Annotated in this window: 30 protein-coding genes; 29 read left to right on the top strand and 1 reads right to left on the bottom strand. The window is 49.2% G+C overall.

Features of this window, described 5'->3' with window-relative positions; translation table 11 throughout:
* Window positions 1-36 precede the first annotated feature (36 nt).
* From B9D94_RS18015 to B9D94_RS17885, 26 genes are all read left to right on the top strand, one after another.
* Window positions 37-309 (top strand): HU family DNA-binding protein, encoded by a 273-nt coding sequence (locus tag B9D94_RS18015; protein ID WP_006209463.1) that lies wholly within the window; start codon window positions 37-39, stop codon window positions 307-309.
* Window positions 310-393: 84 nt separating this feature from the next.
* Entirely contained in the window at window positions 394-618 is a 225-nt protein-coding gene (gene mtrB, locus B9D94_RS18010) for a trp RNA-binding attenuation protein MtrB (RefSeq protein WP_036636837.1), read from the top strand.
* 358 nt (window positions 619-976) lie between these two features.
* Window positions 977-1,939, top strand: coding sequence for a 1,4-dihydroxy-2-naphthoate polyprenyltransferase (locus B9D94_RS18000; protein ID WP_148247650.1), 963 nt, complete (start codon window positions 977-979; stop codon window positions 1,937-1,939).
* Between the two features lie 114 nt (window positions 1,940-2,053).
* On the top strand, window positions 2,054-2,596 hold the full coding sequence (locus B9D94_RS17995) for a hypothetical protein (protein WP_006209467.1): 543 nt from the start codon (window positions 2,054-2,056) through the stop codon (window positions 2,594-2,596).
* Window positions 2,597-2,708: 112 nt separating this feature from the next.
* Window positions 2,709-3,569, top strand: coding sequence for a heptaprenyl diphosphate synthase component 1 (locus tag B9D94_RS17990; RefSeq protein ID WP_036636841.1), 861 nt, complete (start codon window positions 2,709-2,711; stop codon window positions 3,567-3,569).
* 36 nt (window positions 3,570-3,605) lie between these two features.
* Window positions 3,606-4,337: a demethylmenaquinone methyltransferase gene (locus tag B9D94_RS17985; RefSeq protein ID WP_036637031.1), complete on the top strand. Its 732-nt coding sequence runs from the start codon at window positions 3,606-3,608 to the stop codon at window positions 4,335-4,337.
* A complete protein-coding gene (locus B9D94_RS17980) occupies window positions 4,330-5,202 on the top strand; it encodes a UbiA-like polyprenyltransferase (protein ID WP_006209470.1) in 873 nt (290 codons plus the stop codon). The genes B9D94_RS17985 and B9D94_RS17980 overlap by 8 nt, the downstream gene beginning before the upstream one ends.
* A complete protein-coding gene (locus B9D94_RS17975; protein WP_006209471.1) occupies window positions 5,202-5,804 on the top strand; it encodes a UbiX family flavin prenyltransferase in 603 nt (200 codons plus the stop codon). Before B9D94_RS17980 ends, B9D94_RS17975 begins: the two co-directional genes overlap by 1 nt.
* 1 nt (window position 5,805) lies before the next feature.
* The gene (locus tag B9D94_RS17970; RefSeq protein ID WP_148247649.1) at window positions 5,806-6,669 is read left to right on the top strand and encodes a menaquinone biosynthesis protein; all 864 of its coding nucleotides are present in this window, start codon (window positions 5,806-5,808) and stop codon (window positions 6,667-6,669) included.
* Complete coding sequence (locus B9D94_RS17965) at window positions 6,666-7,640, top strand: polyprenyl synthetase family protein (RefSeq protein WP_006209473.1); 975 nt, start codon at window positions 6,666-6,668, stop codon at window positions 7,638-7,640. Before B9D94_RS17970 ends, B9D94_RS17965 begins: the two co-directional genes overlap by 4 nt.
* Window positions 7,641-7,751: 111 nt before the next feature.
* Window positions 7,752-8,195 carry a nucleoside-diphosphate kinase gene (gene ndk / locus B9D94_RS17960; protein WP_148247648.1) on the top strand — a complete coding sequence of 148 codons (444 nt, stop codon included), beginning with the start codon at window positions 7,752-7,754 and terminating at the stop codon, window positions 8,193-8,195.
* Between the two features lie 51 nt (window positions 8,196-8,246).
* On the top strand, window positions 8,247-9,050 hold the full coding sequence (locus tag B9D94_RS17955; RefSeq protein WP_063479131.1) for a CheR family methyltransferase: 804 nt from the start codon (window positions 8,247-8,249) through the stop codon (window positions 9,048-9,050).
* 169 nt (window positions 9,051-9,219) lie between these two features.
* Complete coding sequence (aroC, locus tag B9D94_RS17950) at window positions 9,220-10,389, top strand: chorismate synthase (RefSeq protein ID WP_063479132.1); 1,170 nt, start codon at window positions 9,220-9,222, stop codon at window positions 10,387-10,389.
* A gap of 1 nt (window position 10,390) precedes the next feature.
* Window positions 10,391-11,485 carry a 3-dehydroquinate synthase gene (gene aroB / locus B9D94_RS17945; RefSeq protein WP_036636853.1) on the top strand — a complete coding sequence of 365 codons (1,095 nt, stop codon included), beginning with the start codon at window positions 10,391-10,393 and terminating at the stop codon, window positions 11,483-11,485.
* 3 nt (window positions 11,486-11,488) lie between these two features.
* A complete protein-coding gene (gene aroH / locus B9D94_RS17940) occupies window positions 11,489-11,863 on the top strand; it encodes a chorismate mutase (RefSeq protein ID WP_006209479.1) in 375 nt (124 codons plus the stop codon).
* A 357-nt stretch (window positions 11,864-12,220) separates the two neighbouring features.
* Complete coding sequence (gene trpE, locus B9D94_RS17935; RefSeq protein ID WP_148247647.1) at window positions 12,221-13,774, top strand: anthranilate synthase component I; 1,554 nt, start codon at window positions 12,221-12,223, stop codon at window positions 13,772-13,774.
* 19 nt (window positions 13,775-13,793) lie between these two features.
* Window positions 13,794-14,834, top strand: a complete 1,041-nt coding sequence (gene trpD / locus B9D94_RS17930) for an anthranilate phosphoribosyltransferase (protein WP_063479135.1) — start codon at window positions 13,794-13,796, stop codon at window positions 14,832-14,834.
* Window positions 14,824-15,633 carry an indole-3-glycerol phosphate synthase TrpC gene (gene trpC, locus B9D94_RS17925; RefSeq protein WP_148247646.1) on the top strand — a complete coding sequence of 270 codons (810 nt, stop codon included), beginning with the start codon at window positions 14,824-14,826 and terminating at the stop codon, window positions 15,631-15,633. The genes trpD and trpC overlap by 11 nt, the downstream gene beginning before the upstream one ends.
* Before the next feature lie 13 nt (window positions 15,634-15,646).
* Window positions 15,647-16,321, top strand: coding sequence for a phosphoribosylanthranilate isomerase (locus B9D94_RS17920; protein WP_148248816.1), 675 nt, complete (start codon window positions 15,647-15,649; stop codon window positions 16,319-16,321).
* Window positions 16,318-17,514: a tryptophan synthase subunit beta gene (gene trpB, locus B9D94_RS17915; RefSeq protein ID WP_148247645.1), complete on the top strand. Its 1,197-nt coding sequence runs from the start codon at window positions 16,318-16,320 to the stop codon at window positions 17,512-17,514. The genes B9D94_RS17920 and trpB overlap by 4 nt, the downstream gene beginning before the upstream one ends.
* A complete protein-coding gene (trpA, locus tag B9D94_RS17910; RefSeq protein WP_006209488.1) occupies window positions 17,511-18,317 on the top strand; it encodes a tryptophan synthase subunit alpha in 807 nt (268 codons plus the stop codon). The genes trpB and trpA overlap by 4 nt, the downstream gene beginning before the upstream one ends.
* Window positions 18,318-18,357: 40 nt before the next feature.
* Window positions 18,358-19,455 carry a histidinol-phosphate transaminase gene (gene hisC / locus B9D94_RS17905; protein ID WP_148247644.1) on the top strand — a complete coding sequence of 366 codons (1,098 nt, stop codon included), beginning with the start codon at window positions 18,358-18,360 and terminating at the stop codon, window positions 19,453-19,455.
* A 56-nt stretch (window positions 19,456-19,511) separates the two neighbouring features.
* Complete coding sequence (locus B9D94_RS17900) at window positions 19,512-20,600, top strand: prephenate dehydrogenase (RefSeq protein WP_172964061.1); 1,089 nt, start codon at window positions 19,512-19,514, stop codon at window positions 20,598-20,600.
* A 407-nt stretch (window positions 20,601-21,007) separates the two neighbouring features.
* A complete protein-coding gene (locus tag B9D94_RS17895) occupies window positions 21,008-21,601 on the top strand; it encodes an RNA polymerase sigma factor (protein WP_006209491.1) in 594 nt (197 codons plus the stop codon).
* Complete coding sequence (locus B9D94_RS17890) at window positions 21,598-22,200, top strand: anti-sigma factor family protein (protein ID WP_063479183.1); 603 nt, start codon at window positions 21,598-21,600, stop codon at window positions 22,198-22,200. Before B9D94_RS17895 ends, B9D94_RS17890 begins: the two co-directional genes overlap by 4 nt.
* A 27-nt stretch (window positions 22,201-22,227) precedes the next feature.
* The gene (locus tag B9D94_RS17885) at window positions 22,228-22,815 is read left to right on the top strand and encodes a histidine phosphatase family protein (RefSeq protein ID WP_063479184.1); all 588 of its coding nucleotides are present in this window, start codon (window positions 22,228-22,230) and stop codon (window positions 22,813-22,815) included.
* A gap of 68 nt (window positions 22,816-22,883) precedes the next feature.
* Here B9D94_RS17885 and B9D94_RS17880 read toward each other — a convergent pair whose 3' ends face one another.
* Window positions 22,884-23,642, bottom strand: a complete 759-nt coding sequence (locus B9D94_RS17880) for a class I SAM-dependent methyltransferase (protein ID WP_006209495.1) — start codon at window positions 23,640-23,642, stop codon at window positions 22,884-22,886.
* A 351-nt stretch (window positions 23,643-23,993) separates the two neighbouring features.
* Here B9D94_RS17880 and B9D94_RS17875 point away from each other — a divergent pair, with 351 nt between their 5' ends.
* From B9D94_RS17875 to B9D94_RS17865, 3 genes are all read left to right on the top strand, one after another.
* Window positions 23,994-25,142: a hypothetical protein gene (locus B9D94_RS17875; protein WP_036636868.1), complete on the top strand. Its 1,149-nt coding sequence runs from the start codon at window positions 23,994-23,996 to the stop codon at window positions 25,140-25,142.
* A gap of 103 nt (window positions 25,143-25,245) precedes the next feature.
* On the top strand, window positions 25,246-25,425 hold the full coding sequence (locus B9D94_RS17870; protein WP_006209497.1) for an IDEAL domain-containing protein: 180 nt from the start codon (window positions 25,246-25,248) through the stop codon (window positions 25,423-25,425).
* Window positions 25,426-25,526: 101 nt separating this feature from the next.
* Window positions 25,527-25,964 carry a DUF2487 family protein gene (locus B9D94_RS17865; RefSeq protein ID WP_148247642.1) on the top strand — a complete coding sequence of 146 codons (438 nt, stop codon included), beginning with the start codon at window positions 25,527-25,529 and terminating at the stop codon, window positions 25,962-25,964.
* Window positions 25,965-25,967 lie beyond the last annotated feature (3 nt).

The following is a 25,967-nucleotide window of genomic DNA, read 5'->3' as shown; positions in this document are numbered from 1 at the left end:
GCAAGTGGAGCACATCCTTGTTAGGGAGGTGAAAGAATGAATAAATCGGATCTGATCACACAAGTAGCTGAATCTACTGAGCTGTCGAAGAAAGATGCAACTAAAGCGGTTGATGCCGTTTTCGATGCGATCTCTGAAGCACTGCAAAGTGGAGACAAGGTTCAACTGGTTGGCTTTGGCAACTTCGAGGTTCGCGAGCGTTCCGCACGGAAAGGCCGCAACCCGCAGACAGGTGAAGAAATCGAAATCCCTGCGAGCAAAATTCCTGCATTTAAACCTGGTAAAGCGCTCAAAGACGGAATCAAATAAAGATTTCTACATATTACCTAAGAGCACAGGTCGTGAATTCGTTCACGGCCTTTTCTTTTAGACTTACGGTCAGGAGGTCTGGAAATGGAGAACGTTCAGAACGGAGATTATTTTGTTGTCAAAGCACTTGACCACGGGGTTCAAGTCATCGGTCTTACCCGCGGACAGGACACCCGGTTTCATCATACCGAGAAGCTGGATAAAGGCGAAGTCATCATCGCACAGTTCACGGATCATACATCGGCAGTGAAAATACGCGGTAAAGCGGAAGTCATGACGAAACACGGGAAAATCGAATCTGGCAGTTAATTTTCACTTGGCATTATTGAGAAGCCCCACCATGATCGGTGGCGGCTTTTTTTGTATGGAACGTTTTTTTGACGTGGAAGTGCGTAAACACATTGTTAAAAGTCCTATGGTCGAGTTAACTTACGATGGATATACTAGCGGGCTGGTATGGCCTGGACCGCTGGGCACTGCCGCTGCTGGGAACACCGTGGAGCCGTAGAAGAATAGACAAGGATACATCCGACTAGGTTGGTGTTTGCCCCTAGAAAGTAACATTCGTCACTTTTGAAGCTGTTTTGTCAAGTACAATTCGAACAGCCTCCTGTTTTCACATCCTTTAATCTGGAGTTAGATACTTTTATGATAAAGGGTGATGAAGATGGGAGTCCGATCTTTTTTTAAACTGGTGGAAATTCAGACAAAGGTAGCCAGCATGATCCCGTTCCTGTTAGGAACCTTGTACGCGCTGTTTCGCTTTCAGCAGTTTGAAGGGTATCATTTTGTCCTCATGCTGGCTTCATTATTGTCGTTTGATATGGCAACGACAGCGATCAATAACTACTATGATTACAAAAAAGCGATCAAGACGAATGGTTTCGGTTATGAGCAGCATAATGCGATTGTGCGTTATAAACTAAAGGAGACGGCAGTCCTGTGTGTGATTGTGGTGCTTTTGCTGACTGCAGTCGGCTCCGGCATCGCGCTCTTTCTCTCCACGGGCTGGCTGATCCTGCTGCTTGGAGGATTGTCCTTTGCGGTAGGGATCTTATATTCGTTCGGTCCGATTCCGATCTCAAGAATGCCGCTTGGAGAGCTGTTCTCGGGATTGTTTATGGGATTTGTCATCATTTTTATCTCGGTTTGGATCCACGTGGATAAGGACAGACTGGCGGTTCTTGATATACATGGAGGGATGCTCTCGCTTCAGGTGAATCTTCCCGAAGTCCTGCTACTGCTTGTCGTGTCCCTTCCGGCCATTCTCGGAATTGCTAACATCATGCTGGCAAACAACATCTGTGATATGGATGAGGATATGGAGAACAAGCGGTACACGCTGCCGGTATACATCGGGTTCAAGCATTCCTTATCGCTGTTCCGTATTTTCTACGTTCTCGCATACCTTGATCTGCTGGCCCTTCTTATGTTGAAGGTGCACCCCGTGCTTGTTCTTCTGGTGTTTGTAACGATTATTCCGGTTTATAAAAAAGGGGTGCAATTTACGGCTCGTCCTTCTAAAGAGAAGACATTCGTGATCGCGGTACAAAATTTTCTTCTGATGAATATGGCCCGAATTGCTGCCCTCGGGGTGGCAGTGACGCTAACAGCTCTATCGATCCTCTAGTCCGAAAACTAATCGTTATATCTTAAAGCAGGCATAGCCTGCTTTTTTTCTTTATACAATGAGGTATGGACTTAATGGGAGCGGAGGAAACTATGGACAGAGGAGGTAGATAATATGAAGCATTGGCCATCCGTACGAGCTGTTCTTGTGCCGGCGGCTATCGCCTGCATGATACTTGCGCTGCTTATTAGCGTGCAGTCACAAACGCGTTATAAGGTCGGAGCTGTGACCGCTGCAATCCCTTATCATTCCCGGGAGTTAAACGATGCCGGATTAGTGGATGCGCTGATGGAGCTCCCTCTCCATCTTAGGATTAGCCGTGCGGATTATGATGACGGCGCTCTGACTCTGGATATCAAATTAAACGATCAATCAGATACCGTAACCGACGTCTATGAGGATGTTGCAAGTGTTATGTCCTTCTCGTTTGAGGGTACCGATAATGTACAGCAGTTGTATTTGAGAGTGATAGCCATTGATCGCTGGGGCGGGAAGCGATACATGCTGTTGGCATCGAACATGAGCAGAGAAACATGGGATCCTCGGTATGCAGAAGCACTCACCCAACTTGAGAACGGCGATATGCCGCCGGCCTTAACAAGCTCCCTCAACATAACATTTACGAATCTTTGGCTGAAGCAATTCAGCAGCCCTTGAAACGGGTAAATTAGTAGATGACAGGGCATGTACGTGCCTTGAACATGTGTTATAATAGATTGGATTGTGGGCTCAATTGGACAAAAGAACATCAAGTGCACGGAGGCTGAGAATGAAATCGTATCGCGTACCAGAACTGGCAGAGAAATATATGAATTATGATATGATTAAGAACCACACGGATCTTCCGGAATTCCCGGATGCCCGTGTTCATTTGCTATACATATTTTTAAAGGATTCGGGACGAAATATTTCCGGACACGAAGAATTGTACGCGCTGGTTACCTCACTGGTTCAAGTGGGACTCGATACGCATGAGAGCATCGATGTTACGGAGGGCAATCAAGGAGAGGCGCTGATGAGATCCCGGCAGTTAAAAGTTCTCGCAGGGGATTACTTCAGCAGCCGATTTTACCAACTTCTTGCCCTGAAGGGCGAAATCGCTGTTATCTCACTTCTTAGCAAGGCTGTGAGCGATGTTAACGTGATGAAGATGAATTTGTACGGCAAAATGAAAGAAGCACTGCTGCCTTCGGAAGATTATTTAAGTCTAACGGTACAGCTGAACATGCAGCTGTTTCTTTCTTTTACTCCGCTGCTTGAGGAATCCGTGCAAGAGACTTGGGAGAAGCTGCTCAGGGAAATCACGGAATGTGAAACACTTGTGCAGGAGATGGAACGCTGTGCAACGCCTGAATTCGGCAGATGGGGTTACGCCTATTGGCATCTGATCGAGGCGGGAAGCGATGAGGAACGGAAAATGCTGGTCGGTAAGAGGACGGATATGAAGGATTGGAAGAAGCTGATTCTGAAGCACAAGGCATCAGAGAAGCTGCTGGATAAGCTCCGGGAATCGGTAAGTGCCATTCAGCAGCAGCTGGCAAGCCGCGTAGAAGAGAGCCCTTACGCCGGCATATTGGACCCTTTCCTGAAACGGCTCAGCACGTTCCGGTCCGTCGTAAGTGAAGGGTAGGGGGATGCAGTGGATAATCAAACGAACAAGCTGGACATGAATAAGCATGACGGCAAAAATCCGAAAGAGCAGTATGTTCATTCCGTCTTCGAAAGCATCTCAGGGAAATATGATTTGATGAATGACATTCTCAGCTTTCGAAGACATAAAGCCTGGCGCAAGTATACGATGAGGAAAATGAATATGCGTCAAGGCGATACGGCCATCGACCTATGCTGCGGAACTTGCGACTGGACGATCAGTATGGCCCAGGCAAGTGAATCCGGACACATAGTCGGACTTGATTTCAGCGAGGGGATGCTGAACGTCGGCCGGCAGAAGGTGGCCAAAGAGGGTTTGGAACAGCAGATCAATCTGGTTCAAGGCAACGCGATGAGCCTTCCGTTCGAAGATGGTCAATTCGACTACGCAACGATTGGTTTCGGTCTTCGCAACGTACCGGATTATATGCAGGTATTGCAAGAGATGAAACGCGTGGTTAAGCCTGGAGGGATGGTTGTATGCCTGGAACTGTCCAAGCCCACCTGGCAGCCGTTCAAAGGCATTTATTATTTCTACTTTCAACAAGTGCTGCCTCGGATGGGGAAACTGGTAGCCAAGCGATATGAGCAGTATAAGTGGCTGCCGGAATCGTTGGCATTATTCCCCGGAAGAGAGGAGCTTGCCGAAGCTTTCCGTCAGACCGGACTTAAACAGGTTCAGGCCTATCCCTTGACTGGTGGCATCGCAGCCTTACATATTGGGATCAAGGAGAATCTGGATGTTTAAGAAAATAGGAACGTATCTTGAAATGATCAAAGTGGAGCATACACTGTTTGCTCTGCCTTTCGCTTTTATGGGGGCTTTAGTGGGATCGGCTGTTGTGTTTGACGGGCTGCCTTCCTGGGGAGATATCGGCTGGATCTTTCTGGCCATGTTCGGGGCACGCAGCGCCGCGTTCGGACTGAATCGGCTGACAGATCAACACATTGACGCCAAGAACCCTCGCACCGCAAACCGGGCCATTCCGGCAGGACTGCTCAAGCCGCTTGAAGTGATTTTATTTATTATTTTGTCTTTTGCAGTATTTTTCTGGGCGACGTTTATGTTGGACCCGTTTGCTTTTCGATTGCTGCCTATTGCAATTTTTATGCTTATTATTTATTCCTTTACGAAACGCTTTACATGGCTGTGCCATTTGGTTCTCGGACTTACAACCGCATTGGCTCCGCTAGGCGGATGGGTTGCGGTAACCGGTCAGATCGACTGGAAAGCGATCGTGTTTTATATAGCGCTGGCGTTCTGGACAGCGGGATTTGATATTGTCTACGCTTGCCAAGACGAGAAGTTTGATGCGAAGGAGAAGCTGTACTCGATTCCTTCCCGGTTCGGATTGCATAAAGCGTTATGGTTTGCCCGGGGATTCCATGTAGTGACCGCGGCTGGTTTTATTATTCTATTCTTTGTCACCCCGCTCGGCTGGTGGTACCTGATTGGCATGCTCATTGCCTGCGGAATCTTGTTCTATCAGCATTACATTTTATCGCCAAACGACATGAGCCGGCTGCAAACAGCTTTCTTTACCATGAACAGTACGCTCAGCATCATCTTGTTTGTGTTTACTTTGATTGATTTGGTGGTGCGGTATATCTGATGGAAGCCACGCGCAGAAAAAGCTGGGTTGTCGGGATTACAGGGGCCAGCGGCAGCATATACGGTGTACGCCTTACCGAAAGCCTGCTCTCGCTGGGCTATGATGTGCACCTGATCATTTCGAATGCAGGCTGGCGTGTCCTGAAGGAGGAAATGGATTTTCAGGCAGGCAACCGCGAGGAGATGCTGTCCGAAAAATTCGGTGGATATGAGGGGAAGGTGATTTATCACCCGATCGCTGATATCGGAGCTACGATTGCGAGTGGATCCTATCTCGTTGAAGGCATGATCATTATGCCTTGTTCCATGGGTACATTATCCTCGGTGGCACACGGGTCCTCCGATAATCTGATGGGGCGGGCAGCCGATGTGATGATGAAGGAAGGCCGCGCGCTGGTGCTCGTTCCGAGGGAAACGCCCCTGCATGCGATCCACTTAGAGAATATGCTGAAGCTGGCCAGGCTTGGCGTCAAAATCATTCCTGCGATGCCGGCGTTCTACTATGGTCCGAAAACCATCGATGATATCGTGAATTTTCTGGTAGGCAAGGTGCTGGATAGCCTGCGTATTGAACATCAATTGTACAAAAGATGGGGTGACTGACATGCCGGGAGCAGACAGCAAGACTATCATCGGCAAAATCAGTTACACCAACGCTTGGCCGGTATTTCATTACGTAAATCCGTCAACACTGGATACTCCTGCAGAGATGATGACGGCAGTCCCGGCCGCGTTGAACCGCGGGATGCACAGTGGTGAAATCCATATCGGGGCGCTTTCTTCGTTTGCCTATGCTGAAATGTCGGACCGGCTCCTGCTGCTGCCGGATTTATCCGTGAGCGCAGATGGGGCGGTTAACTCCATCTTCCTGTTTTCGAAAAAGCCGCTAGATGCCTTGAAGAACGCAACCATTGCGCTAACCAATACGTCGGCAACCTCCGTCAACTTGCTGAAGATTCTTCTGGAAAAATCACTGGGGGGCACTTATTCCTATCGCACTTGTGACCCGGTGTTAAGCGAGATGATGGCTGAAGCGGATGCCGCACTTCTGATTGGGGACCATGCGATTCGGGCTTCATGGAGCCATTCGGATTATTATAAGACGGATCTCGGCCAATGGTGGAAAGAATGGACCGGCTGCAGCATGACGTTTGCTGTCTGGGCGGTGAACAGGCATGCTGTGAAGCAGAATCCCGAAGGCATGGCTGAGATTGCCGCCATGTTCCTCGAGAGCAAGCAGCGGAGTGTGAGCGACCTCTACCCTATTGTCGATGAAGCGGTTCGGCGAATTGGAGGTACTGGCGGCTACTGGATGAAATACTTTTCGAACCTGTGCTACCATTTTGACGAACGACAACAGGAAGGGTTACGCTTATATTTCAAGTTCGCATATGAACTTGGCCTGCTGGAGCGTGAAGTGGTGCCGGAGTTATGGAACGAGAAACTAAGCATACGGGTGAACAAATGAAACGATTTGATATATTCGGAACATTAAAAAAAGATATGGATGTCATTGAGAAGGAGCTTTATCTCAGTGTGGAGGGCGACAGCCCTGAGCTGACGGAAACATCCTTGCATCTGCTGAGAGCAGGCGGCAAGCGTCTCCGGCCGGTCTTTGTGCTGATGGGCGGCAAGTTCGGCGACTATGATATCGATAAGCTGAAGCATGTGGCAGTGCCGCTTGAGCTGATTCACAGCGCATCCCTTGTTCATGACGACGTGATTGACGATGCCGATACAAGACGCGGGAAGCCAACTGTTAAGGCAAAATGGGACAATCGGATCGCCATGTATACCGGTGACTACATATACGGCAAAGCGCTCGAACTGACGACTCACCTGAAGCAGCCCGAAATTCATCAGATTCTGGCCAAAGCGATGGTTGAAATGTCCATTGGCGAAATGGAACAGATTCGTGATTTCTTTAATACGGAGCAGGATGTAAGAAGATACCTTCTCCGCATTCGCCGCAAGACATCGCTTTTGATTGCGGTCAGCTGCCAGCTCGGAGCGCTTGCCGCGGATGCGGATCGCCAGGTGGCCAACAGCCTGTATCGGTTCGGATACAACGTGGGGATGGCGTTTCAGATCCAGGACGATCTTCTGGATCTGTGCGGAACGGAGAAACAGATCGGCAAGCCGCCGGGCAGCGATATGCGTCAGGGGAACATTACCCTGCCTGTTATATTTGCCTTGAAGGATAGCGAGCGGAGGGAAGCACTGCTTGCGGAGCTGGATCGAATTCATGCGCTGAACGGCCAATGCGACGTGTCGGATGCCGTGAAGCTTGTAACCTCGAGTGAAGGGATCGCAAGAGCTGAAGCCCTTGCCGATCGCTACATCGGTAAAGCACTGGCTGCATTGGATACGCTGCCTGACATCAGAAGCAAGAAACAGCTTAGAGATATTGCAAATTTTATTACGAAACGGTCATATTAGCCTTAACCATTAGGAAGCTTTCTGTTAAAATACGGGTACAAACATGTAACATCACATGAGCATGGAATGATTGTTCAATATCCTAGAGTGAGGGGAAGAGTGATGAGGCCTATGGAACGTACTTTTTTAATGATTAAACCGGATGGTGTACAGCGTGGACTGATCGGCCGAATCGTCGGCCGTTTGGAGGATAAAGGATTTAAGCTGGTTGCAGGCAAGTTTGTGCAGATTTCGGACGAGCAGGCGAGGCGCCATTATGCTGAGCATGAAGGGAAAGACTTTTTTGCCAGCCTCGTAGGATTTATAACATCCGGACCGGTATTTTCCATGGTTTGGGAAGGGGACGACATTATCGCCTTGTCTCGCCAAGTCATCGGCAAAACAAACGTGAAGGAAGCATTGCCTGGAACAATTCGTGGTGATTTTGCAGCGCATACGCCGCATAATTTGATCCATGGATCAGATTCCCCGGAGAGTGCACAACGTGAGATTTCCAATTTTTTTGAAGAGAATGAGTTGGTGGAGTATAACAAGACGCTATCCCCTTGGCTGTAGACGTATTGAGTAAGCGCGGGAGCGAATAATCTGATTAACAGGATGATACGGATGACGGAACAAGAACCCGTGCTGGATGATCCGGATTATATCAGCTTTGTTCGAAGCATCGAACGAAGCACAGGGATCAATCTGGCAGATTATAAAGAAACGCAAATGAAGCGAAGATTGACAACGCTGCGCATGAAGAAGGGCTTCGGAACATTCTCGGCCTTTTATGACGCGATGATGAAGGACAAGCCGCTTTTCCATGAATTTTTGGACCGGATGACAATTAACGTCTCAGAGTTTTGGCGTAATCCGAACCGCTGGGAAGTTTTCCGGGATAAGATTTTGCCTGAATTGTCGCATCAGAATCCGGGTGTGCTGAAGATCTGGAGTGCTGCCTGTTCCACAGGCGAAGAGCCCTATACACTTGCCATGATTCTGGCTGAGCAGAAGATGCTGAACCGTGCACGCATCGTGGCCACAGATATCGATGATGGCGCATTACATAAAGCGGCGGAAGGCTTGTATGTCGAGAGGTCATTGAAGGATGTGCCTCCGGATATCGTCCTTCGCTACTTCAAGGAAGAAGGTTCTCTGTATCGTTTCAATGAGAACTTGAAGAAGGAAGTTGCCTTTCATAAACAGAACCTGCTGACCGACCGGTTTGAAGGCGGTTATGATCTGATTGTCTGCCGGAACGTGATGATTTATTTCACGGAAGGGGCTAAGCATAAGCTGTATACGAAATTTGCCAATAGCCTGAAACCGGGCGGCTTTCTGTTTGTGGGCAGCACCGAGCAGATATTTAATCCGGGGCAATACGGCCTGGAGAGCAATGAAACCTTTTTCTACCGCAAAGTTCAATAGAGATGGCAATAATTAACGCATAAAGCGCTTTTCTATCCTGAGGATGAGAGGCGCTTTTGCTTGTCTGGCAACATTCTTGTCAAAGCGTTGGACCTATACTATAATGAGCAGAAGATGTTTACGGAGTTTAGCGGTTTAACGCTTAAAAGTTTAAAGGGGGAAAAGCATCATGAGTTTACGTTTTTTAACTGCTGGGGAAACACATGGTCCTCAGCTGACAACTATAATCGAAGGGCTACCGAGCAATTTGGAGCTTGATTTTGAAGCACTTAACTTTCAACTGCATCGCAGACAAAAGGGATATGGCCGGGGACGCCGCATGCAAATCGAGAAGGATACGGCTCAAATTCTTGGCGGTGTTCGGCATGGATATACCACGGGAGCCCCGGTTGCATTGGTCGTTCAGAATAACGACTGGAAGCATTGGCAGAACATTATGAATGTGGAGCCGATTGAAGGCAATGACGAGGCGAAGAGACGGATGCACCGTCCACGACCGGGACATGCCGATCTGAACGGCGGCTTGAAATACAACCTGAAGGATCTGCGCAACGTGCTGGAGCGCTCCAGCGCACGTGAGACGACGGTCCGCGTAGCGGTTGGCGCAATTGCCAGACAATTCCTGGCACAGTTCGGTGTCAAGGTGGCAGGCCAGGTGATCCGGATCGGTGAGATTGAAGCTCCTCCGCATAACCTTTCGATTGATGAGCTGATTGAGCGTACGGAAGCGTCTTCGGTCCGGGTTGTGGATGAAGAGACGGAGAAGAAGATGGAAGCCTACATAGACCTGATCAAAAAAGAAGGCGACTCCATAGGCGGTATTGTTGAATGCATCATCGAAGGTTTGCCGGTTGGTCTTGGCAGCCACGTCCAATATGATCGCAAGCTGGATGGCCGCATCGCACAAGGCGTAATGTCGATCAATGCGTTCAAGGGCGTCGAGGTAGGCATCGGGTTTGAAGCAGGCGAGCTGCGCGGTTCCCAAGTGCATGATGAGATCATGTACAGCGAGGAACGGGGGTACTACCGTGCAACTAACCGCCTGGGCGGATTTGAAGGCGGAATGACCAATGGCATGCCGATCGTCGTTCGCGGTGTCATGAAGCCGATTCCGACGTTATACAAGCCGCTTCAGAGTGTAGATATCGATACGAAGGAAGCTTTTACGGCACAGGTTGAACGTTCGGATGCTTGTGCGGTTCCAGCGGCCAGCGTTGTGATGGAGCATGTTGTCACTTGGGAGGTAGCCAAAGCGTTTCTTGAGAAGTTCGGCGGTGACTCAATGGAAGAAATCCATGCGAACTACCAAAACTACCTGAAGCAGCTGGAGAACTACTAATATGAGAACACTGCAGGTGGAACTGGGAGAGCGTTCGTATCCGATCTATATCGGAGCAGGAATTCTGGATTCCATCGGTACGCTTAGTGCAAAGCATGGGATTAGCCGGAAGAGTCCGCATCTGATCGTAACGGATGATAAAGTTGCGCCTCATTATCTGTCTCAAGTTGAGGAGCAGTTAAAATCAGAAGGGTACACGGTCATTTCTCATATCGTACCTTCTGGTGAATCCTCCAAATCGCTTCAAGTTTATGAAGAGGTTATGACCACAGCCATCAACGGCAAACTGGACCGGAGCTCTGCTGTATTTGCGCTAGGCGGGGGCGTTGTTGGTGACTTGGCGGGGTTTGTAGCGGCTACTTACATGCGCGGGGTGACATTTGTTCAAATTCCAACCACCATACTGGCGCATGATAGCAGTGTTGGCGGCAAGGTAGCGGTCAACCATCCGTTAGCCAAAAATATGATCGGCGCCTTCCATCAACCGGTGATGGTGGTTTACGATGTGAATACGCTGGCGTCACTGCCTCCGCGCGAAGTGTCTTCGGGTCTGGCCGAAATGGTGAAGCATGGCCTGATTCTGGATCGTGATTTTGCCTATTGGTGCCGGGACAATGGGGAGAAGCTGCTGAGCTTGGCTCCGGAGACCTTGATCTATGGACTCGAGCGCGGCTGCGCCATTAAGGCAAATGTTGTATCCCAGGATGAGCGGGAAGGCGGCCTGCGCGCCATTCTAAATCTGGGACACACCATTGGACATGCGATTGAAGCCGTCGGAGGGTACGGACGCTTTTTGCACGGTGAGGCCATAGCGATCGGCATGGCCGGATCGGCTCGCCTCGCAGAGCTGCTGGGCAGAAGTGCCGATCTTCATCACGAGACCGTGAGCATGTTGAAGGCAGTGAACCTGCCTGTAACCTTGCCGGAGGATGTCTCGGTTGAACGAATTATGGAAGCCATGCAGCACGATAAAAAGTTCACCGAAGGACAAATGGTCTTTATTGTACCGGAAGCTGTCGGTTCTGTAGCCATTGTCAAGGATGTGCCGGTAGAAGCTGTTCGATCCGTGGTTGAACAGTTGAAGGGAGAGGGATAGTTCATGATGAATCGGGGAATCCGGGGGGCGACAACCGTCACTCGGAATGATGAACAGGAAATAGTGCAGGAGACATTGCGACTGCTTGAAGAGATGGTACGACGTAATGAGCTTCAACCGGAATATATTAGCAATATATGGATTACAATGACTCAGGATCTCGACGCGGCGTTCCCTGCCAAAGCGATACGCCAGCTGGAGGGTTGGGATCTCGTCCCTTTGATGTGTTCGGTTGAAATACCGGTTCAGGGGAGTCTTCCGCGCTGCATTCGGTTTATGGTGCAGGTCAACACGGACAAAAGCCAAAGCGAGATTAAGCATGTGTATTTGAACGAAGCCAAGCGGCTGCGCCCGGATTTATCGGGCTCGAACGCCTGATGACTAAAATTTTGGGTTGCAGAATAAGGGTATTATCCTGTATAGTGATATCAGAATAGCTGAGTAGAGTTAGGTTTTACAGATGAGTTGAGTTGAGAAGAGCTGAGGCATTTAGGTAACAACACAATCGGGTTAGAGAATGATTAGTATTCATGACGAATAGTACAGCTTGTTCGTACGTTGGGTTACAAGTAGGATTTGTGAACCTGGCAATGGAACGCAGCCGCTGTAGTTTGTCATTGTGACTGATTTGACTTTCTCTTGACCACGCTCTTTTTTCATAGACTTTTTCTGAACGTTAACCTCTACTTCGGTAGAGGTTTTTTTGTTGTTTACACTCATTAAGGAGGGATTGACATGGCGAATCCATCGATGGAGCAAGTGGTGGCAATGACAGGTGAATACAACCTGATTCCGGTAGCGATCAGACTGTTAGCCGATATGGAGACCCCGATTCGCATTTTTCAGCGGTATGCGGAGCGGAAGCGGGCATTTTTACTTGAGAGCGTTGAGGGCGGTGTACAGTGGGCACGGTATTCGTTTATCGGAACAGACCCCTTCTTAATGATAACGGGTAAGAAAGGCAAGATCGAAATCGAAGTGAACGGGGAACGAACTTTGCTCGAAGGCAAGCCGATTGAGGAGCTGAAGGCGCTGCTGCGAACGTACCGCAGCCCGCAGCTGAAGGATATGCCTCCTTTTACCGGAGGGGCTATCGGTTTTTTTGGATATGACCTGCTTCAATATTATGAAAAGCTCCCGGCGCATGCCATGGATGATCTGGGAATGGATGATATTCGCTTTATGTTCTGTGACCAGGTCATCGTGTTCGATCATGTGAAGCAGCAGATCATGCTGATTGGCAATGTACACGTCAAGCCCGGAGATACGGATGAAACCATCCGTCAAAGCTATATCGACGTATGCCGTGAACTGGAAGCGGCAGCTGAGCAGCTGCAAGGACAGGGACCGCGTGAGAATGTAAATTCCAGAGGCATTCCGGCAGACGTTGACATGGGGGATATCAAATCCAACATGACCAAGGAGAAGTACATGGCCAATGTGAAGCAAGCCCAGGAGTATATCCGAGCAGGAGACATATTTCAGGTCGTATTGTCCCAGCGCTTCCATATTGAGACGGAAGTATCGCCGCTCCACGTCTATCGTGTGCTGAGAACGCTGAACCCTTCGCCGTATATGTATTATCTCAAAATGGATGATGACATTATTGTTGGAACCTCCCCTGAAGCCTTGGTGAAGGTGGATGGACGGAGGCTCGAGACAAGGCCGATTGCGGGTACAAGGCCAAGAGGCGTCGACGAGGCCGAGGATAAGGCATTGGCGGAAGAGCTTCTGAGCGATGAGAAGGAACGGGCGGAGCATTTGATGCTTGTGGATCTGGGCCGGAACGACTTGGGGCGTGTATCGGAATTTGGATCGGTGAAATGCGACACGTTTATGGAGATTGAAAAATACTCTCACGTAATGCACATGGTATCCAGCGTATCCGGACAGCTGAGCGAGGACAAAGATTTCTTTGACGCTTTCCTATCCTGTCTTCCGGCGGGAACGGTATCAGGGGCTCCGAAACTCCGAGCTATGGAAATCATTGCCGAGCTGGAGCGGGAAGCCCGGGGGGCTTATGCCGGAGCCATCGGCTATCTGGGATTTGGCGGCAATATGGACTCCTGCATTACGATCCGCACGATTATTTTTCGTCAGGGCAAGGCTTATGTGCAGGCAGGTGCCGGTATCGTATGGGACTCGGTTCCGGAGAAGGAGTACGAGGAGACCGTCAATAAAGCCAAGGGCATGCTCAAGGCGATCCGCGTAGCGGAGGCGATGTTTCCGACCAGCACAGGCGCTAACGATTTGATCAATCAGGATTATCTGTATCAATACACACCCTAAACTGAAGGAGGAGAACGTTATGAACGTTATGGAACCGGTACAATCCAGTCTTACGAAGTTGATTGCGGGTCAAGACCTGAATCGGGATGAAGCCCGTGGGGTGATGCAGTCCATCATGGAAGGCCAAGCAACACATTCGCAGATTGGCGCACTGCTCACTGCCTTGAGAATGAAGGGGGAGACGGTAGAGGAGATAACGGGTTTTGCCGAAGCGATGAGAGGAGCGGGCGGGCGCGTTGTTACCGAGCGGAATCAACTGCTGGATACGTGCGGTACCGGAGGATCCGGCATTCACAAGTTCAACATTTCTACCGTATCCGCGATCATCTCCTCCTCGGTATCGGTCAGAGTGGCAAAACACGGCAACCGTTCGGCTTCAGGCCGGGCGGGAAGCGCAGACGTGCTGGAGGCATTGGGTGTCAATATTCACCTCACCGCCGAGCAGGCAACTGCATGTCTGGATGATATCGGTATTTGCTTCTTGTTTGCACAAATCTATCACCCGTCCATGAAATATGCCGCTGCACCGCGAAAAGAGCTGGGTATCCGGACCGTATTTAATATGCTTGGACCTTTGACGAACCCTGCCGGCGCCGATCGGCAGATGCTCGGCATTTACGATATGAATAAAACGGAAACTATTGCTCAAGTGCTGAAAGAACTCGGCCTAAAACGCGCAATGGTGGTAACCAGCCATGATGGTTTGGACGAGATCAGCATATCGGCGCCTACACGTGTATCTGAGCTTCGCGGCGGGGAAGTCCATACTTACGATATTCACCCTCATGATTTGGGACTGTCGGTTCATCCGATGAGCGACATCCTGGGCGGAGACGCAAAGGAAAATGCAGCGATTATCGGTTCAGTGCTGCGCGGTGAACGGAGCGCTTACCGGGATATTGTGCTTGCCAATGCCGGAGCATGCATCTACGTATCGGGGCTGGCGGACAGTTTGAAAGAAGGCGTACAGCGGGCAGCGGGAGCAATCGACACGGGATTGGCTCAGTCCAAGCTGGAGCAGTTGATCTCAAGAACGGGGGAAATGAGTTATGTATCTTGATCGAATTGTAGAAACGAAACGCAAAGAGGTTTCTCAGCTGCGCGAAACATTCAGCGTCTCGGAGGCGCTGAGACAGATCGCGGAATTACCGCCCACATTGGGATTCGAGAAGGCATTGTCCACAGGACGAAAACGCAGCATGGGACTCATTGCCGAAGTGAAGAAGGCATCTCCTTCCAAAGGTTTGATCCGGCCGGATTTTGATCCGGTTATGATCGCTAAAGCGTATGAGGCGGCCGATGCGGATTGCCTCTCCGTGCTGACAGACAGAGACTATTTTCAAGGTAGCGGTGAATATTTAAAAGCGGTTAGAGCAGCTGTTCATATTCCCTTGCTGCGCAAGGACTTCTTGATTGATGAGGCCCAGATTTACGAAGCACGCCTCCTGGGGGCGGATGCGGTTCTGTTGATTGCAAGCATCCTGGAGCCGCAGCAAATCGCGGAGTTCATTGAGACCGCGGGCTCCATCGGTTTGGATTGTTTGATCGAGGTCCACGATCAGAAAGAGCTGGAAACGGTTCTTGGGCTGGGCACCGCTCAGCTTATCGGGATTAACAATCGAAACCTCCGTACGTTCGAAACTTCGCTTCAGACAACGGCTGATATCGCAGCGCAAGTTCCTCAAGGAATCACCTTGATCAGCGAGAGTGGAATCTCAGGACCCGCAGATATATCTTACCTGCATTATGTCGGGGCACATGGTGTTCTGGTAGGAGAGCATTTCATGCGTCAGCAGGATGTATTCCGGGCGGTTAATGATCTGATGGGACCCTTGCCGATTGCTGCAGACACAGAATAAAGGGGAGCATTCACTGATGAGTACGGTTCTAAAAATATGTGGACTTCAAAGCGTTGAAGTGCTAAAATCTATGATAAACTTACCTGTGGATTATATCGGATTTGTATTTGCGAAGAGTCGGCGAAACGTATCGCCCAAGCAAGCTGCATTGCTGATTCAAGTATTGCGGCAATGGGATACGGGCAAGACTCCTGCCGCCGTCGGCGTCTTGGTTAACCCTGATCTGAATGAGCTGGAAGAGCTCCTTCAAGAAGCGGCGCTCGATGTCGTGCAGCTGCACGGTCAGGAATCGCCGCAATTTTGCCGGGAAGTGAAGGAGCGCTTCCCGGTTTCCGTTTTTAAGGCTGTATCTATCGAGAGTGACCGTTCGGAAGCTGATCGTCTGTCCTCACTGGATGCGTACGCTGGCTGCATCGACGGATTGCTGCTGGACACCTACGATCCGGTGTACGGCGGTGGATCTGGCAAGACATTTGCCTGGGACCTGATTCCACCTTACCAGCGGTGGGCCTCACAGCAAGGAATCCCCTTGTTTATAGCAGGCGGGCTCGATTCGGATAATGTATCGCATTTAATCGGCCAATATGCTCCATACGGCGTGGATGTATCCAGCGGTGTAGAGAGTGAACCTGGCGTGAAGGATATAAACAAAGTGACTGCATTCGTAGAAAGGGTGAAGGGGAAATGACACAGCTTCCGGACCGTAATGGACGTTTCGGGGTGTTTGGAGGCCGGTTTGTGCCGGAAACACTCATGAACGCTTTAATAGAGCTTGAACAGGAATATAATCGCTTTTCGGAGGATTCTGAATTCAAGGAAGAAATCGCTTATTTGCTTAAGCAGTACTCCGGGCGGGAAACGCCTCTGTATTATGCAGAACGGTTAAGCCAGCAACTGGGCAAGGCCAAAATCTATCTCAAGCGCGAGGATTTGAATCATACAGGCGCCCACAAAATCAACAACGCCATCGCTCAGGGCGTATTAGCCAAGCGCATGGGCAAGGGCAAGGTGATTGCCGAGACGGGTGCCGGACAGCATGGCGTCGCAACTGCAACGGTAGCTGCTCTCCTGGGTCTTGAATGCAAAGTGTTCATGGGCGAGGAAGATACGAAGCGGCAGCAGTTGAATGTGTTCCGTATGAAAATGCTCGGGGCAGAAGTGATTCCGGTGACTTCGGGAAGCCGTACCCTGAAAGATGCGGGCAACGAAGCGCTTCGCTACTGGGTCAGCAACGTGGAGGATACCTTCTACGTTCTGGGTTCTGTCGTAGGTCCGCATCCTTATCCGATGATGGTGCGGAACTTCCAGCGAATTATCGGGGATGAGACCCGCAAGCAGATTTTGGAGACGGAAGGACGCCTTCCGAACGTGATTCTCGCTCCGATCGGGGGAGGGAGCAATGCCATCGGGATGTTCTACCCGTTCCTCGAAGATAAGGAAGTGGGTCTGATCGGCGTTGAAGCGGCAGGTAAAGGTGTGGATACCGATTTTCATGCGGCTACCATGTCCAAAGGGACACATGGTGTGTTCCAGGGATCGATGAGTTATTTGCTCCAGGATGAATACGGTCAGGTTCAGGAGGCGCATTCCATTTCTGCCGGCCTCGATTATCCGGGTGTTGGCCCGGAGCATTCATACCTGAAAGATATTGAGCGTGTGCAGTATGTGCCGATAACGGACCAAGAGGCACTGGATGCCCTGCAGCTGTTATGCCGCACGGAAGGCATCATTCCGGCTCTGGAATCCGCCCACGCCGTGGCACAAGCGGTGAAGATGGCGTCAACATGGTCTGAGGACGATATCGTGGTGATTAATTTATCTGGTCGCGGTGACAAGGATGTGGAGTCCATCATGGCTTACACGGGAGGGATAACAGAATGAACCGTATTGATGAGACCTTTGCATCGTTGAAACAGCAACACAAAACCGCCCTGATTCCTTATCTTACTGTCGGCGATCCCGATGTGAAGTCGACGCTGGATATCATTCACGAGCTTGAACTTGCAGGAGCCGATATTATTGAACTCGGCGTTCCTTATTCGGATCCTCTTGCCGACGGCCCGGTCATCCAGCGCGCTTCCGAGCGTGCACTGAAGAGCAAGGTAACGATCCGAACTTGCATGGAAACTGCGCGTCTGGCTAGAGACCGCGGAAGCAAGCTGCCGTTCATTCTCTTTACCTATTACAATCCGGTTCTGCAAACCGGGCTGGATACATTTTTTGAGGAAGTGCTGAAGAATGATATCAGCGGCTTGATCATTCCCGATCTTCCGGTGGAGGAATCCGAAGAGATCAGGAGCCGGGCACATGCTGCAGGCGTCCACCTGATTCCGCTGGTGGCACCAACCTCGCATGAACGGATTGCGAGCATTGCTTCAGAGGCGACCGGCTTTGTCTATTGCGTATCCTCGCTTGGTGTGACGGGAGAGCGCTCCGATTTTTATTCGGGAATTGAGTCCTTCCTTGAAACGGTGAAGCAATACAGCCATGTTCCGATAGCGATTGGTTTTGGCATATCGTCCGGCGAGCAAGTGGCCAGATTCTCGAAAATCTGTGACGGTGTGGTTGTCGGAAGCGCGATTGTACGCCAGATTGAATCCAATATACCTCTCTTGGAAAAAGAAGAGACGCGTCAGCAGGGACTTTTGCAAATTAGAGAGTTTGTGGCACAATTAAAAGGTTAGCGTTGTGTACAGCAGTTATGAAAGGTGAGGCGAATATCGAATGAAACCAAAAGCGCAAATTGTAAATCTTCCTGTATATCAACCGGGCAAGCCGATTGAAGAGGTGAAAAAAGAATTAGGACTTGATGTTGTCATTAAATTGGCCTCCAATGAGAACCCTTATGGCTGCTCGCCGCGGGCAACCGAAGCGATCACCGCTGAACTGGGAACACTCAGCTTGTATCCGGACGGAAGCGCGGCTGATTTAACGGCAGAGCTTGCTGACCAGCTGGCAATTGAACGCAGTCAAATTATTTTCGGATGCGGATCCGACGAGATTATTGCTCTCATTATTCGAGCGTTCCTGGAGCCGGGGGATGAGACCATTATGGCGGATCAGACCTTCTCCGTGTATAAAACCAATGCAGACATTGAAGGTGCCGTGAGCATTGAGGTACCGCTGATCAACGGGAAGCATGATCTTCCGGGCATGGTCAATGTCATTACGGACAAAACGAAAATAATATGGGTGTGCAACCCGAATAACCCTACGGGAACCATCGTATCCGAGAGTGAACTGGTATCCTTCCTGGATGAGGTTCCTGCCCACGTAATGGTTGTACTGGATGAAGCTTATTATGAATATGTTACGGACGCTTCTTATCCAGCCAGCATCAAGCTGATGGAACGCTATCCTAATCTGGTTATTCTGCGTACCTTCTCCAAAATATACGGATTGGCAGCGCTTCGCATCGGTTACGGCATCGGTCAACAGGAAGTTATCTCCCTGATTAACCGGGTACGCGAGCCATTTAACACAGGTCGCCTTGCCCAAGTAGCCGCGAAAGCTGCTCTGAAGGATCAGGAGTTTGTTGCCAAATGCCGCCAGCGGAATGCCGAAGGCATTACGTTTATTCAGCAGCAATTCGATCGCCTCGGGCTGTCCTACTTCCCTGCGAACGGTAATTTCATCATGGTGGATGTACAGAATCCGGGTACCGAAGTGTTCAAATCACTGCTTAGCAAAGGCATTATCGTGCGACCGGGATTTGAGGTCTACCCGAGCTACATTCGCGTAACCGTAGGTTCCGAGGAACAGAACAAGGCTTTTATCGGCGCTTTGGAGCAAGTGCTCCACGAAGTGAATTCTCCAGCCTGATCGAATGACACCACAAATAATCGCAGCTTGAAACGAGTGAGAGAGAGAACATGACAATGCACATTTCTATTTTTGGCGTCGGCTTGATCGGCGGTTCGTTAGCATTATGCTTCAAAGGAAAACCAGGCATAACCGTTACGGGTTATGCCCACACCCAGGAATATGCCGATCAGGTTACGGCCAAGTCCGTTGTTGACAAGGTCACCCTATCGATAGAAGAAGCAGCCCAGGATGCGGATGTGATATTCCTGTGCGTTCCTGTAGGCAGCCTGGAGACATATATAAAGCGTTTAAGCGAATTGCCGCTTAAACCCGGGTGCATTATCACAGATGTAGGCAGTACAAAAGCCAGCATTGCGGAATGTGCAGCACAGCTAACACTTAAGGAAGCTTGCTTTATCGGAGGACACCCAATGGCTGGCTCGGAGCGATCCGGTGTAGGTGCTGCTTCGACGGTTTTGTTCGAGAATGCTTATTATGTCCTCACCCCTCCAGATCAAGTGCCTCAGGAGAAGCTGGATACTCTTGTGGAGCTTCTTGCTCATACACGGGCGCATATTGTAAAGGTAGAGCCGAGACTGCATGATGAGATTGTAGGGGCGATCAGTCACCTGCCCCATGTGATCGCAGTGGCTTTGGTGAACCAAATCAGCTCCTATAATGAGGAGAATCCGCTGTACCGCACACTTGCTGCAGGTGGCTTCCGGGATATTACCCGAATTGCATCCAGTGATCCCGTGGTTTGGCGGGATATTTTATTAAACAATCGCAATGTAATGCTTCCTTTACTTCGGGACTGGAATGAAGGAATTCAGCGGTTTATGGATATGCTGGAGAATCAAGACGGACCTGCTATCGAAGAGGCTTTCCGCAGAGCGGGGGAGTTCCGCAGTGTGCTTCCTGAGAGACGTAAGGGTATGATTGTATCCCGGTACGATTTGTATCTTGACGTACCTGACCATCCAGGGATCATCGGTCGAATCGCAACTGATTTGGGAACAAACCGCATTAACCTCAGCAACATGCAGATTATCGAGAGCCGGGAAGATGTTCCGGGCGTTATGAGACTTTCCTTCCGCAATGAAATGGAACAGGAGCGTGCTAAAGAGCTGCTGATATCGCAAGGACATTCGGTTTACCAGTGATATTTCCGGTTGTTTAAAACAACCGGAAATAAATGTGTTTAATGTGTTGACAAAATGTAAACGTATACATATAATAAGAGTACAGTATGGTTTCTCTCCACTCCTATCCAAAATATTGCACTTTGTGCAACCGCCTTCAAATTTGAAGGCGGATTTTTTTTGTCTATTTTCCTAGCCGTGGTAAACCTCCTGGCACAAACCTGAACTTTTCTCCAAATTGTGCTATAATGCTAGAGTACTAGTGTAGAAGATTTGGGGAAATTGCCAAATACATAGAATAGTCAGACAACATGAGGCGTAACTATATATGGTTTGACGGTACTTTTGCAAATCCTTGATTTTGCATCCTTGAACAAGTACAGGACAAGGAAGAGGCACCGGTGGGTGAAGGAGGAACGAAAAATCATATGACGGATTCCCAATTGATCCAGGAAATCAAGCAAGGCAATACCGAACTTTATTCCGAATTAATGCGACGTTATCAGAGGAAAATATTAGCATTTGTCTATCATATGTTAAAAAGCTCGCACATGGAGCTTATGGCTGAGGATTTATGCTCGGAAACATTTTACAAGGCTTTCCGAAGCTTGCATTCATTCCGAGAAGTAGATGCATCCTTCTCAACATGGCTCTATACCATTGCACGGAACACCGTGCTCAGCGAGCTCCGCAAGCATCGCAGCGGCACATTGCCGCTAGAGGAGAGTGGAGTCGTTCCGGTGGCTCCGCTGGAGGTTGCTCCGGAACAGGCGATTCTGCGAAGCGAACGAGTACATATGGTAAGAGAAGCTATTAATAATTTGCCGGAGAAACAAAGATCGGCACTGATTCTTCGGGAGTACGATCAACTGGATTATCAAGAAATCGCGGATATTTTGGGTCAGAGTGTCAGCTCGGTCAAATCGTTGTTGTTCAGAGCCCGTGGCAGTGTCAAAATTCAGCTCGAACCTTATTTTCATGAGCCGGTTTTTGAGGATCTGAGAGGGATGAAGAGCAGATGACTTGCGATGAAGCCCAAGAGCTGATGGAAAGTGTCTGGGATTTGCCTGACAATGATCTGCGGCGACAACGGCTGAAAGCACATGTTCAAACCTGCAGTTCATGTGCAGAGGAGTACGAAATGTGGGTGGAGAGTCAAGATCTGGTCCATGCGTTGGAGCATGAAATTCCGGATATGGACGCTGACCAAATCAACCGCAATGTAATGGACCGGATCTATCGTGATTTCCCGTGGCTGGTGGAGGAAACATCCAAGAGCCGCGCGGTAAGCCGGGTTTCTCGTAAACGGTTGACTCTAATGATTGCAGGGTTTCTGGCATTGTTTGTTTGCAGCTTTGTCTATTTTGCAACGATGGGCAATCAGCCGGAGCCCGTACCGGAAGCGGTAACTACAGGAATAATGCCTACGGGAGTGGCTGACACAGCCCAAGGCCTGGCTGCTCAGGACGATTACAACATTCCGAAAACCAACAGCGGAATTATTGATCCTTTTGTGGTTGATATGAGCCCAACTCAGCCAGAATACTGGATGATCCTGTCCCTGCTGGGAATCGGCTTCGCCTTGTTTTTCCTGAAGAGATTAAATCGGGTGAGAAGATAAAATACATGAGGATGGAGGAGATGTGGCATGCAGATCGGCTTGGTTCGTCACGGTTTAACAGATTGGAATGCTGTAGGCAAAATACAAGGCCAAACGGACATTCCACTTAACGAGGAAGGTCGTAATCAAGCGCGTTTGCTAGGGGAAAGACTCCTGCAGGAGTCCTATCGATGGGATTTTGCGATTAGCAGCGGTCTCTCCCGTGCCGAGGAGACGGCGAAGATCATCTCATCCATGCTGAATATTCCATTGGCACCACCGGATAACCGTTTGCGTGAGCGCAGATACGGACAGGTGGAGGGTTTAACAGCGGAAGAACGTGAATCCAGGTTCGGTGCCGACTGGCATCTGCAGGATTTAGGGCAGGAATCAGACATTGAGCTGCAGTCGAGGGGGCTTGTTTTCCTTGACGATATGTGGCATAAGCATCCGGATGCAAACATTCTGGTTGTCAGTCATGGCGGTTTTTTGGCGCAATTGTACAAACTGGTATGTCGTGGTGTTCTGAGTGAACGCATTGGCAATTTGTCGCTCACCGTCCTGGAGAGAAAAGACGATGATTGGTCGCCCCTTCTCTTTAACTGTACCAAGCATTTGCTGACAAAGCAGTCGTAAGTACATTGAATTATAATAAAGAGGAGCCTTCCCCGGGGGAGGCTCCTCTTTATTATAAGGACTGTCGTTTAAACTTCTGCTTTCACGATGAATCGATGCTGCTGAACCTCGAAGTAGCCCTTGGACTGGATGACAAGATGGATTCGATGCAACGGCTCCAGGTAGCGTTCCACGGTGAAATCAGGGATCTGCCACGGAATGGCTTTCAGGTAATACACCAGCGCACCGATGTCATAAAATCGCTGCAGCGGGAAGTCTTCCCGGCTGAGAGTGATGTTAAAACGATGATCGAGCAGCTCTTTCATCGCCGTTTCCAGATTCCAATGAGCGAACTCTTCATTCAGCGGGACTCCAAACATTTCGTTGATTCCTGCGCAATCCGTTCCCCCGGATTGCTGGGTTATGAATATACCGCGATCGTTCAAAATTCTCCGCAGCTCCGTGACGGAATAGGATTCATGCTGATTGATGATCAGATCAAAATAATGATCTTTTAAAGGAAGGGAAGCATCGTCTTCGAAATACACAACCTTTACCCCCAGCGGCTCGAGCTGCTTCTTCGCCACCGGTACATTAGGCTTATATCCTTCAGTTGCGTAGACGGACTGTGGCAAGGGCTGAAGAGAGGATAAGAACTCCCCACCGCCCGTACCCATGTCCAGCAGCGTATTGGCATTCCGCAACAAGGGAATGACCAAACTGCCCAAGGACCAGGGAAGAAGCTGCGACTGCATGCGTCCTGAAGCCGTGATATGTGAAAAGTCCCATCCAGAAAAATGCTGATCCACTTCTTGGATATAGGCCATAAACTGTCTGTCTTTAATCATGGTTTGACAACCTCCATAACAATTTATAATGAGTTGTAACTGCATCTGAAATTGCTTTGGATATGGAGGCCCTCGAATTCTATGGGCGCCAAGTTATATTTCATGCTCTGGTGTTCTCACAATAATTCCCCTTCCTGAATTTTGAAAATCACTTTCATATCAACGAGCATTTCATTTTATTAGATGAGCGCTTCATAAATGTTATATTTTGACTCTATAGGCATTCTATCATTATATAAGAGAGCATAGTCATTTTTATATACAAAAAAATAATTTCGTAAACTGAAGCAAACAGGTATCAAATGTTCAAAACCTTCCCATAATGGTTGTAAAACGGCGAGGCGATGGAAGATGAATCTAGCGGATATGCTCACATATGCCGATATTGGACAGCTTAGCAATATAGCGAATCATTACGATTGTGACGCCAAGAGAAATTCGAAGCATGAGTTGATTCAGAGCATCCTGTCCAAGCTCGGAAGAAGAGAGTTCTTCGAGGAGCAGGTTAGCAGCTTGACACCAAGCGATTTGCGTTTCCTGAACAACCTGGTCTTTGACACTCGAACAGGCTACAGCCTGGAAGAATTGACTGCTGCGATACGCCTTACGGCGGATGTGGAAGAGAAGGGTGCAAAGGCCCCTGTGAAAAAGAAGGCTTCCGAGAAAACGGAAAGTCCGCGTGAGGCTGTTGCACGCTATCGCCGAAGCGGGTGGCTGTTTAACGGTTTTACCCACTCCACCAAATATTTGTTTCAAGTACCTTCGGATTTGAAGGAGCGCTTTCGGGACGTGCTTCGTGAACGTCTCCATGAAAACCTGCAGCGATTGACGGATGATCCGGAAGTATATCGGGACGAGCAGGGACTGGCCGCGGAAGATTTGATGCTGATTCTTAAGTATGTCGGTGGACATGATATTGAATTGAATCAGGAAGGGTTTATGTACAGGCGGAACCAGCAGCAGCTGATGAGCACGCTGCATATTACGGAGCCGCTGATCACGAAAGGTGCATGGCGCTTTGGGTACGGCCGATCCTGCATTGAATATCCCGATCGATTTGCACTGCTGTACGATTATGCTTACGCAAGAAAATGGATCACGGAAAGCAATGCACGGTTAATCTTGACGGAAAGCGGAACTTCGTTTATTGAGGAAGGAAATCAAGTTAGCGTGATACAGATATTCCGCTTTTGGTTAAGACTGTATAAGGGCGCAATTCCCAATATCACTTCTCTTGTGTACTGGATCAGTCAATGTGCAAGAGATTGGGTTACAGCTGCATCTCTTTATGAATCGCTGGGTTGGCTAATCCGTCCTTTCTATTATGATAGTCCGCAAAATATGCTCGAGCATCGGATTATCCGTATGCTGATGCATTTAGGGATGATCCGTATAGGGGAGAGCCAAACGATGGGAACTTCGTACAAAATGACCGCGCTTGGCTTAAAGGCTGCGGAAGCCAGTATACATATCAGCGATTCGAACGATTTGATCCTCTAGCATGGTTAGGTAGTCGAAACAGCCAAAATGATTTTATGAGAGTAAAGCAATTAATGGGAAAGAATATAAGCTATATGCAAATTTAGTTTGGAGGTGCATCCTAATGGATAAGATGAAGGTTACTTACGAGGTTATGTTAGGTCTGGCGGCCGAGATGGTGTGGGACGAAGCATTGCGCAAGCATCGGAGTGAAGAGCTGTATAAAGAAATTGACGAAGCGCTGGCTTCCGGCGACGAAGTGGCTTTCCGAAACCTGACGGATGAACTGAGGACTTTGAATTGAAGAAATGCTTTATCGCATTTCTTCTTTTTTTTGCCTTACTGCAGATTCACTCTTATAATGAAGAAAAATCATAATGAGTGAGCAGAAAGGATGTACCCTGCATGAAATTTAGTGAAGTGGACGAGCAAACTTGGGAGGAACTGAAGCCTTTCTATGATACCTGCCTCATTCCGTATACCGGATTATCAGGTTTGGAGTCGCCGTGGGAAGTGACTGCTGCACTGGAGCGGCTTCGGGATTTTATGGATTTGGCAGAAATTCCGTTTAAGGGCAGATTGGTTACATATCCAGCCATACAATATGGAAAGACTGAAGATATAAAGCTTCTAAATGAAGTTTGTCACAATGTCAAATCCATCGGGTTCAAATACGTTGTTGTCATGACAGCCGATCGTGAGCTTTCTGAAGAGGATGTGCCTGAAAGTTCGCTGGTGCTGTCCCAGCGCAGGTTTGAAGACAATGGAGATACCCCCTTGGCGGCCGTTGTTTCCGAACAAATCAGTGAAATGTGGCAGCAGGAAAGCCGTATCGAAATGTGACAA

This window comes from Paenibacillus sp. Cedars (genome assembly GCF_003184205.1).
Lineage (GTDB): Bacteria > Bacillota > Bacilli > Paenibacillales > Paenibacillaceae > Paenibacillus_AQ > Paenibacillus_AQ glucanolyticus.
The sequence above is the reverse complement of the archived record's forward strand: the minus strand, read 5'-3'. Positions and strand labels throughout refer to the sequence as shown.

Bases quoted from the DNA above. Each gene is read 5' to 3' on its own strand.
- B9D94_RS17865 (WP_148247642.1), top strand. From the start codon at position 25,527: ATGAAATTTAGTGAAGTGGACGAGCAAACTTGGGAGGAACTGAAGCCT.
- B9D94_RS17975 (WP_006209471.1), top strand. From the start codon at position 5,202: ATGGAAGCCACGCGCAGAAAAAGCTGGGTTGTCGGGATTACAGGGGCC.
- B9D94_RS17875 (WP_036636868.1), top strand. From the start codon at position 23,994: ATGAATCTAGCGGATATGCTCACATATGCCGATATTGGACAGCTTAGC.
- B9D94_RS17965 (WP_006209473.1), top strand. From the start codon at position 6,666: ATGAAACGATTTGATATATTCGGAACATTAAAAAAAGATATGGATGTC.
- B9D94_RS17955 (WP_063479131.1), top strand. From the start codon at position 8,247: ATGACGGAACAAGAACCCGTGCTGGATGATCCGGATTATATCAGCTTT.
- B9D94_RS17900 (WP_172964061.1), top strand. From the start codon at position 19,512: ATGCACATTTCTATTTTTGGCGTCGGCTTGATCGGCGGTTCGTTAGCA.
- trpD (WP_063479135.1), top strand. From the start codon at position 13,794: ATGAACGTTATGGAACCGGTACAATCCAGTCTTACGAAGTTGATTGCG.
- B9D94_RS17995 (WP_006209467.1), top strand. From the start codon at position 2,054: ATGAAGCATTGGCCATCCGTACGAGCTGTTCTTGTGCCGGCGGCTATC.
- B9D94_RS17885 (WP_063479184.1), top strand. From the start codon at position 22,228: ATGCAGATCGGCTTGGTTCGTCACGGTTTAACAGATTGGAATGCTGTA.
- trpB (WP_148247645.1), top strand. From the start codon at position 16,318: ATGACACAGCTTCCGGACCGTAATGGACGTTTCGGGGTGTTTGGAGGC.
- B9D94_RS17980 (WP_006209470.1), top strand. From the start codon at position 4,330: ATGTTTAAGAAAATAGGAACGTATCTTGAAATGATCAAAGTGGAGCAT.
- B9D94_RS17880 (WP_006209495.1), bottom strand. From the start codon at position 23,642: ATGATTAAAGACAGACAGTTTATGGCCTATATCCAAGAAGTGGATCAG.
- trpE (WP_148247647.1), top strand. From the start codon at position 12,221: ATGGCGAATCCATCGATGGAGCAAGTGGTGGCAATGACAGGTGAATAC.
- B9D94_RS17970 (WP_148247649.1), top strand. From the start codon at position 5,806: ATGCCGGGAGCAGACAGCAAGACTATCATCGGCAAAATCAGTTACACC.
- B9D94_RS17890 (WP_063479183.1), top strand. From the start codon at position 21,598: ATGACTTGCGATGAAGCCCAAGAGCTGATGGAAAGTGTCTGGGATTTG.
- aroH (WP_006209479.1), top strand. From the start codon at position 11,489: ATGATGAATCGGGGAATCCGGGGGGCGACAACCGTCACTCGGAATGAT.
- trpA (WP_006209488.1), top strand. From the start codon at position 17,511: ATGAACCGTATTGATGAGACCTTTGCATCGTTGAAACAGCAACACAAA.
- B9D94_RS17985 (WP_036637031.1), top strand. From the start codon at position 3,606: ATGAATAAGCATGACGGCAAAAATCCGAAAGAGCAGTATGTTCATTCC.
- aroC (WP_063479132.1), top strand. From the start codon at position 9,220: ATGAGTTTACGTTTTTTAACTGCTGGGGAAACACATGGTCCTCAGCTG.
- trpC (WP_148247646.1), top strand. From the start codon at position 14,824: ATGTATCTTGATCGAATTGTAGAAACGAAACGCAAAGAGGTTTCTCAG.
- hisC (WP_148247644.1), top strand. From the start codon at position 18,358: ATGAAACCAAAAGCGCAAATTGTAAATCTTCCTGTATATCAACCGGGC.
- B9D94_RS17990 (WP_036636841.1), top strand. From the start codon at position 2,709: ATGAAATCGTATCGCGTACCAGAACTGGCAGAGAAATATATGAATTAT.
- B9D94_RS17870 (WP_006209497.1), top strand. From the start codon at position 25,246: ATGGATAAGATGAAGGTTACTTACGAGGTTATGTTAGGTCTGGCGGCC.
- aroB (WP_036636853.1), top strand. From the start codon at position 10,391: ATGAGAACACTGCAGGTGGAACTGGGAGAGCGTTCGTATCCGATCTAT.
- B9D94_RS17895 (WP_006209491.1), top strand. From the start codon at position 21,008: ATGACGGATTCCCAATTGATCCAGGAAATCAAGCAAGGCAATACCGAA.
- ndk (WP_148247648.1), top strand. From the start codon at position 7,752: ATGGAACGTACTTTTTTAATGATTAAACCGGATGGTGTACAGCGTGGA.
- B9D94_RS18015 (WP_006209463.1), top strand. From the start codon at position 37: ATGAATAAATCGGATCTGATCACACAAGTAGCTGAATCTACTGAGCTG.
- B9D94_RS18000 (WP_148247650.1), top strand. From the start codon at position 977: ATGGGAGTCCGATCTTTTTTTAAACTGGTGGAAATTCAGACAAAGGTA.
- mtrB (WP_036636837.1), top strand. From the start codon at position 394: ATGGAGAACGTTCAGAACGGAGATTATTTTGTTGTCAAAGCACTTGAC.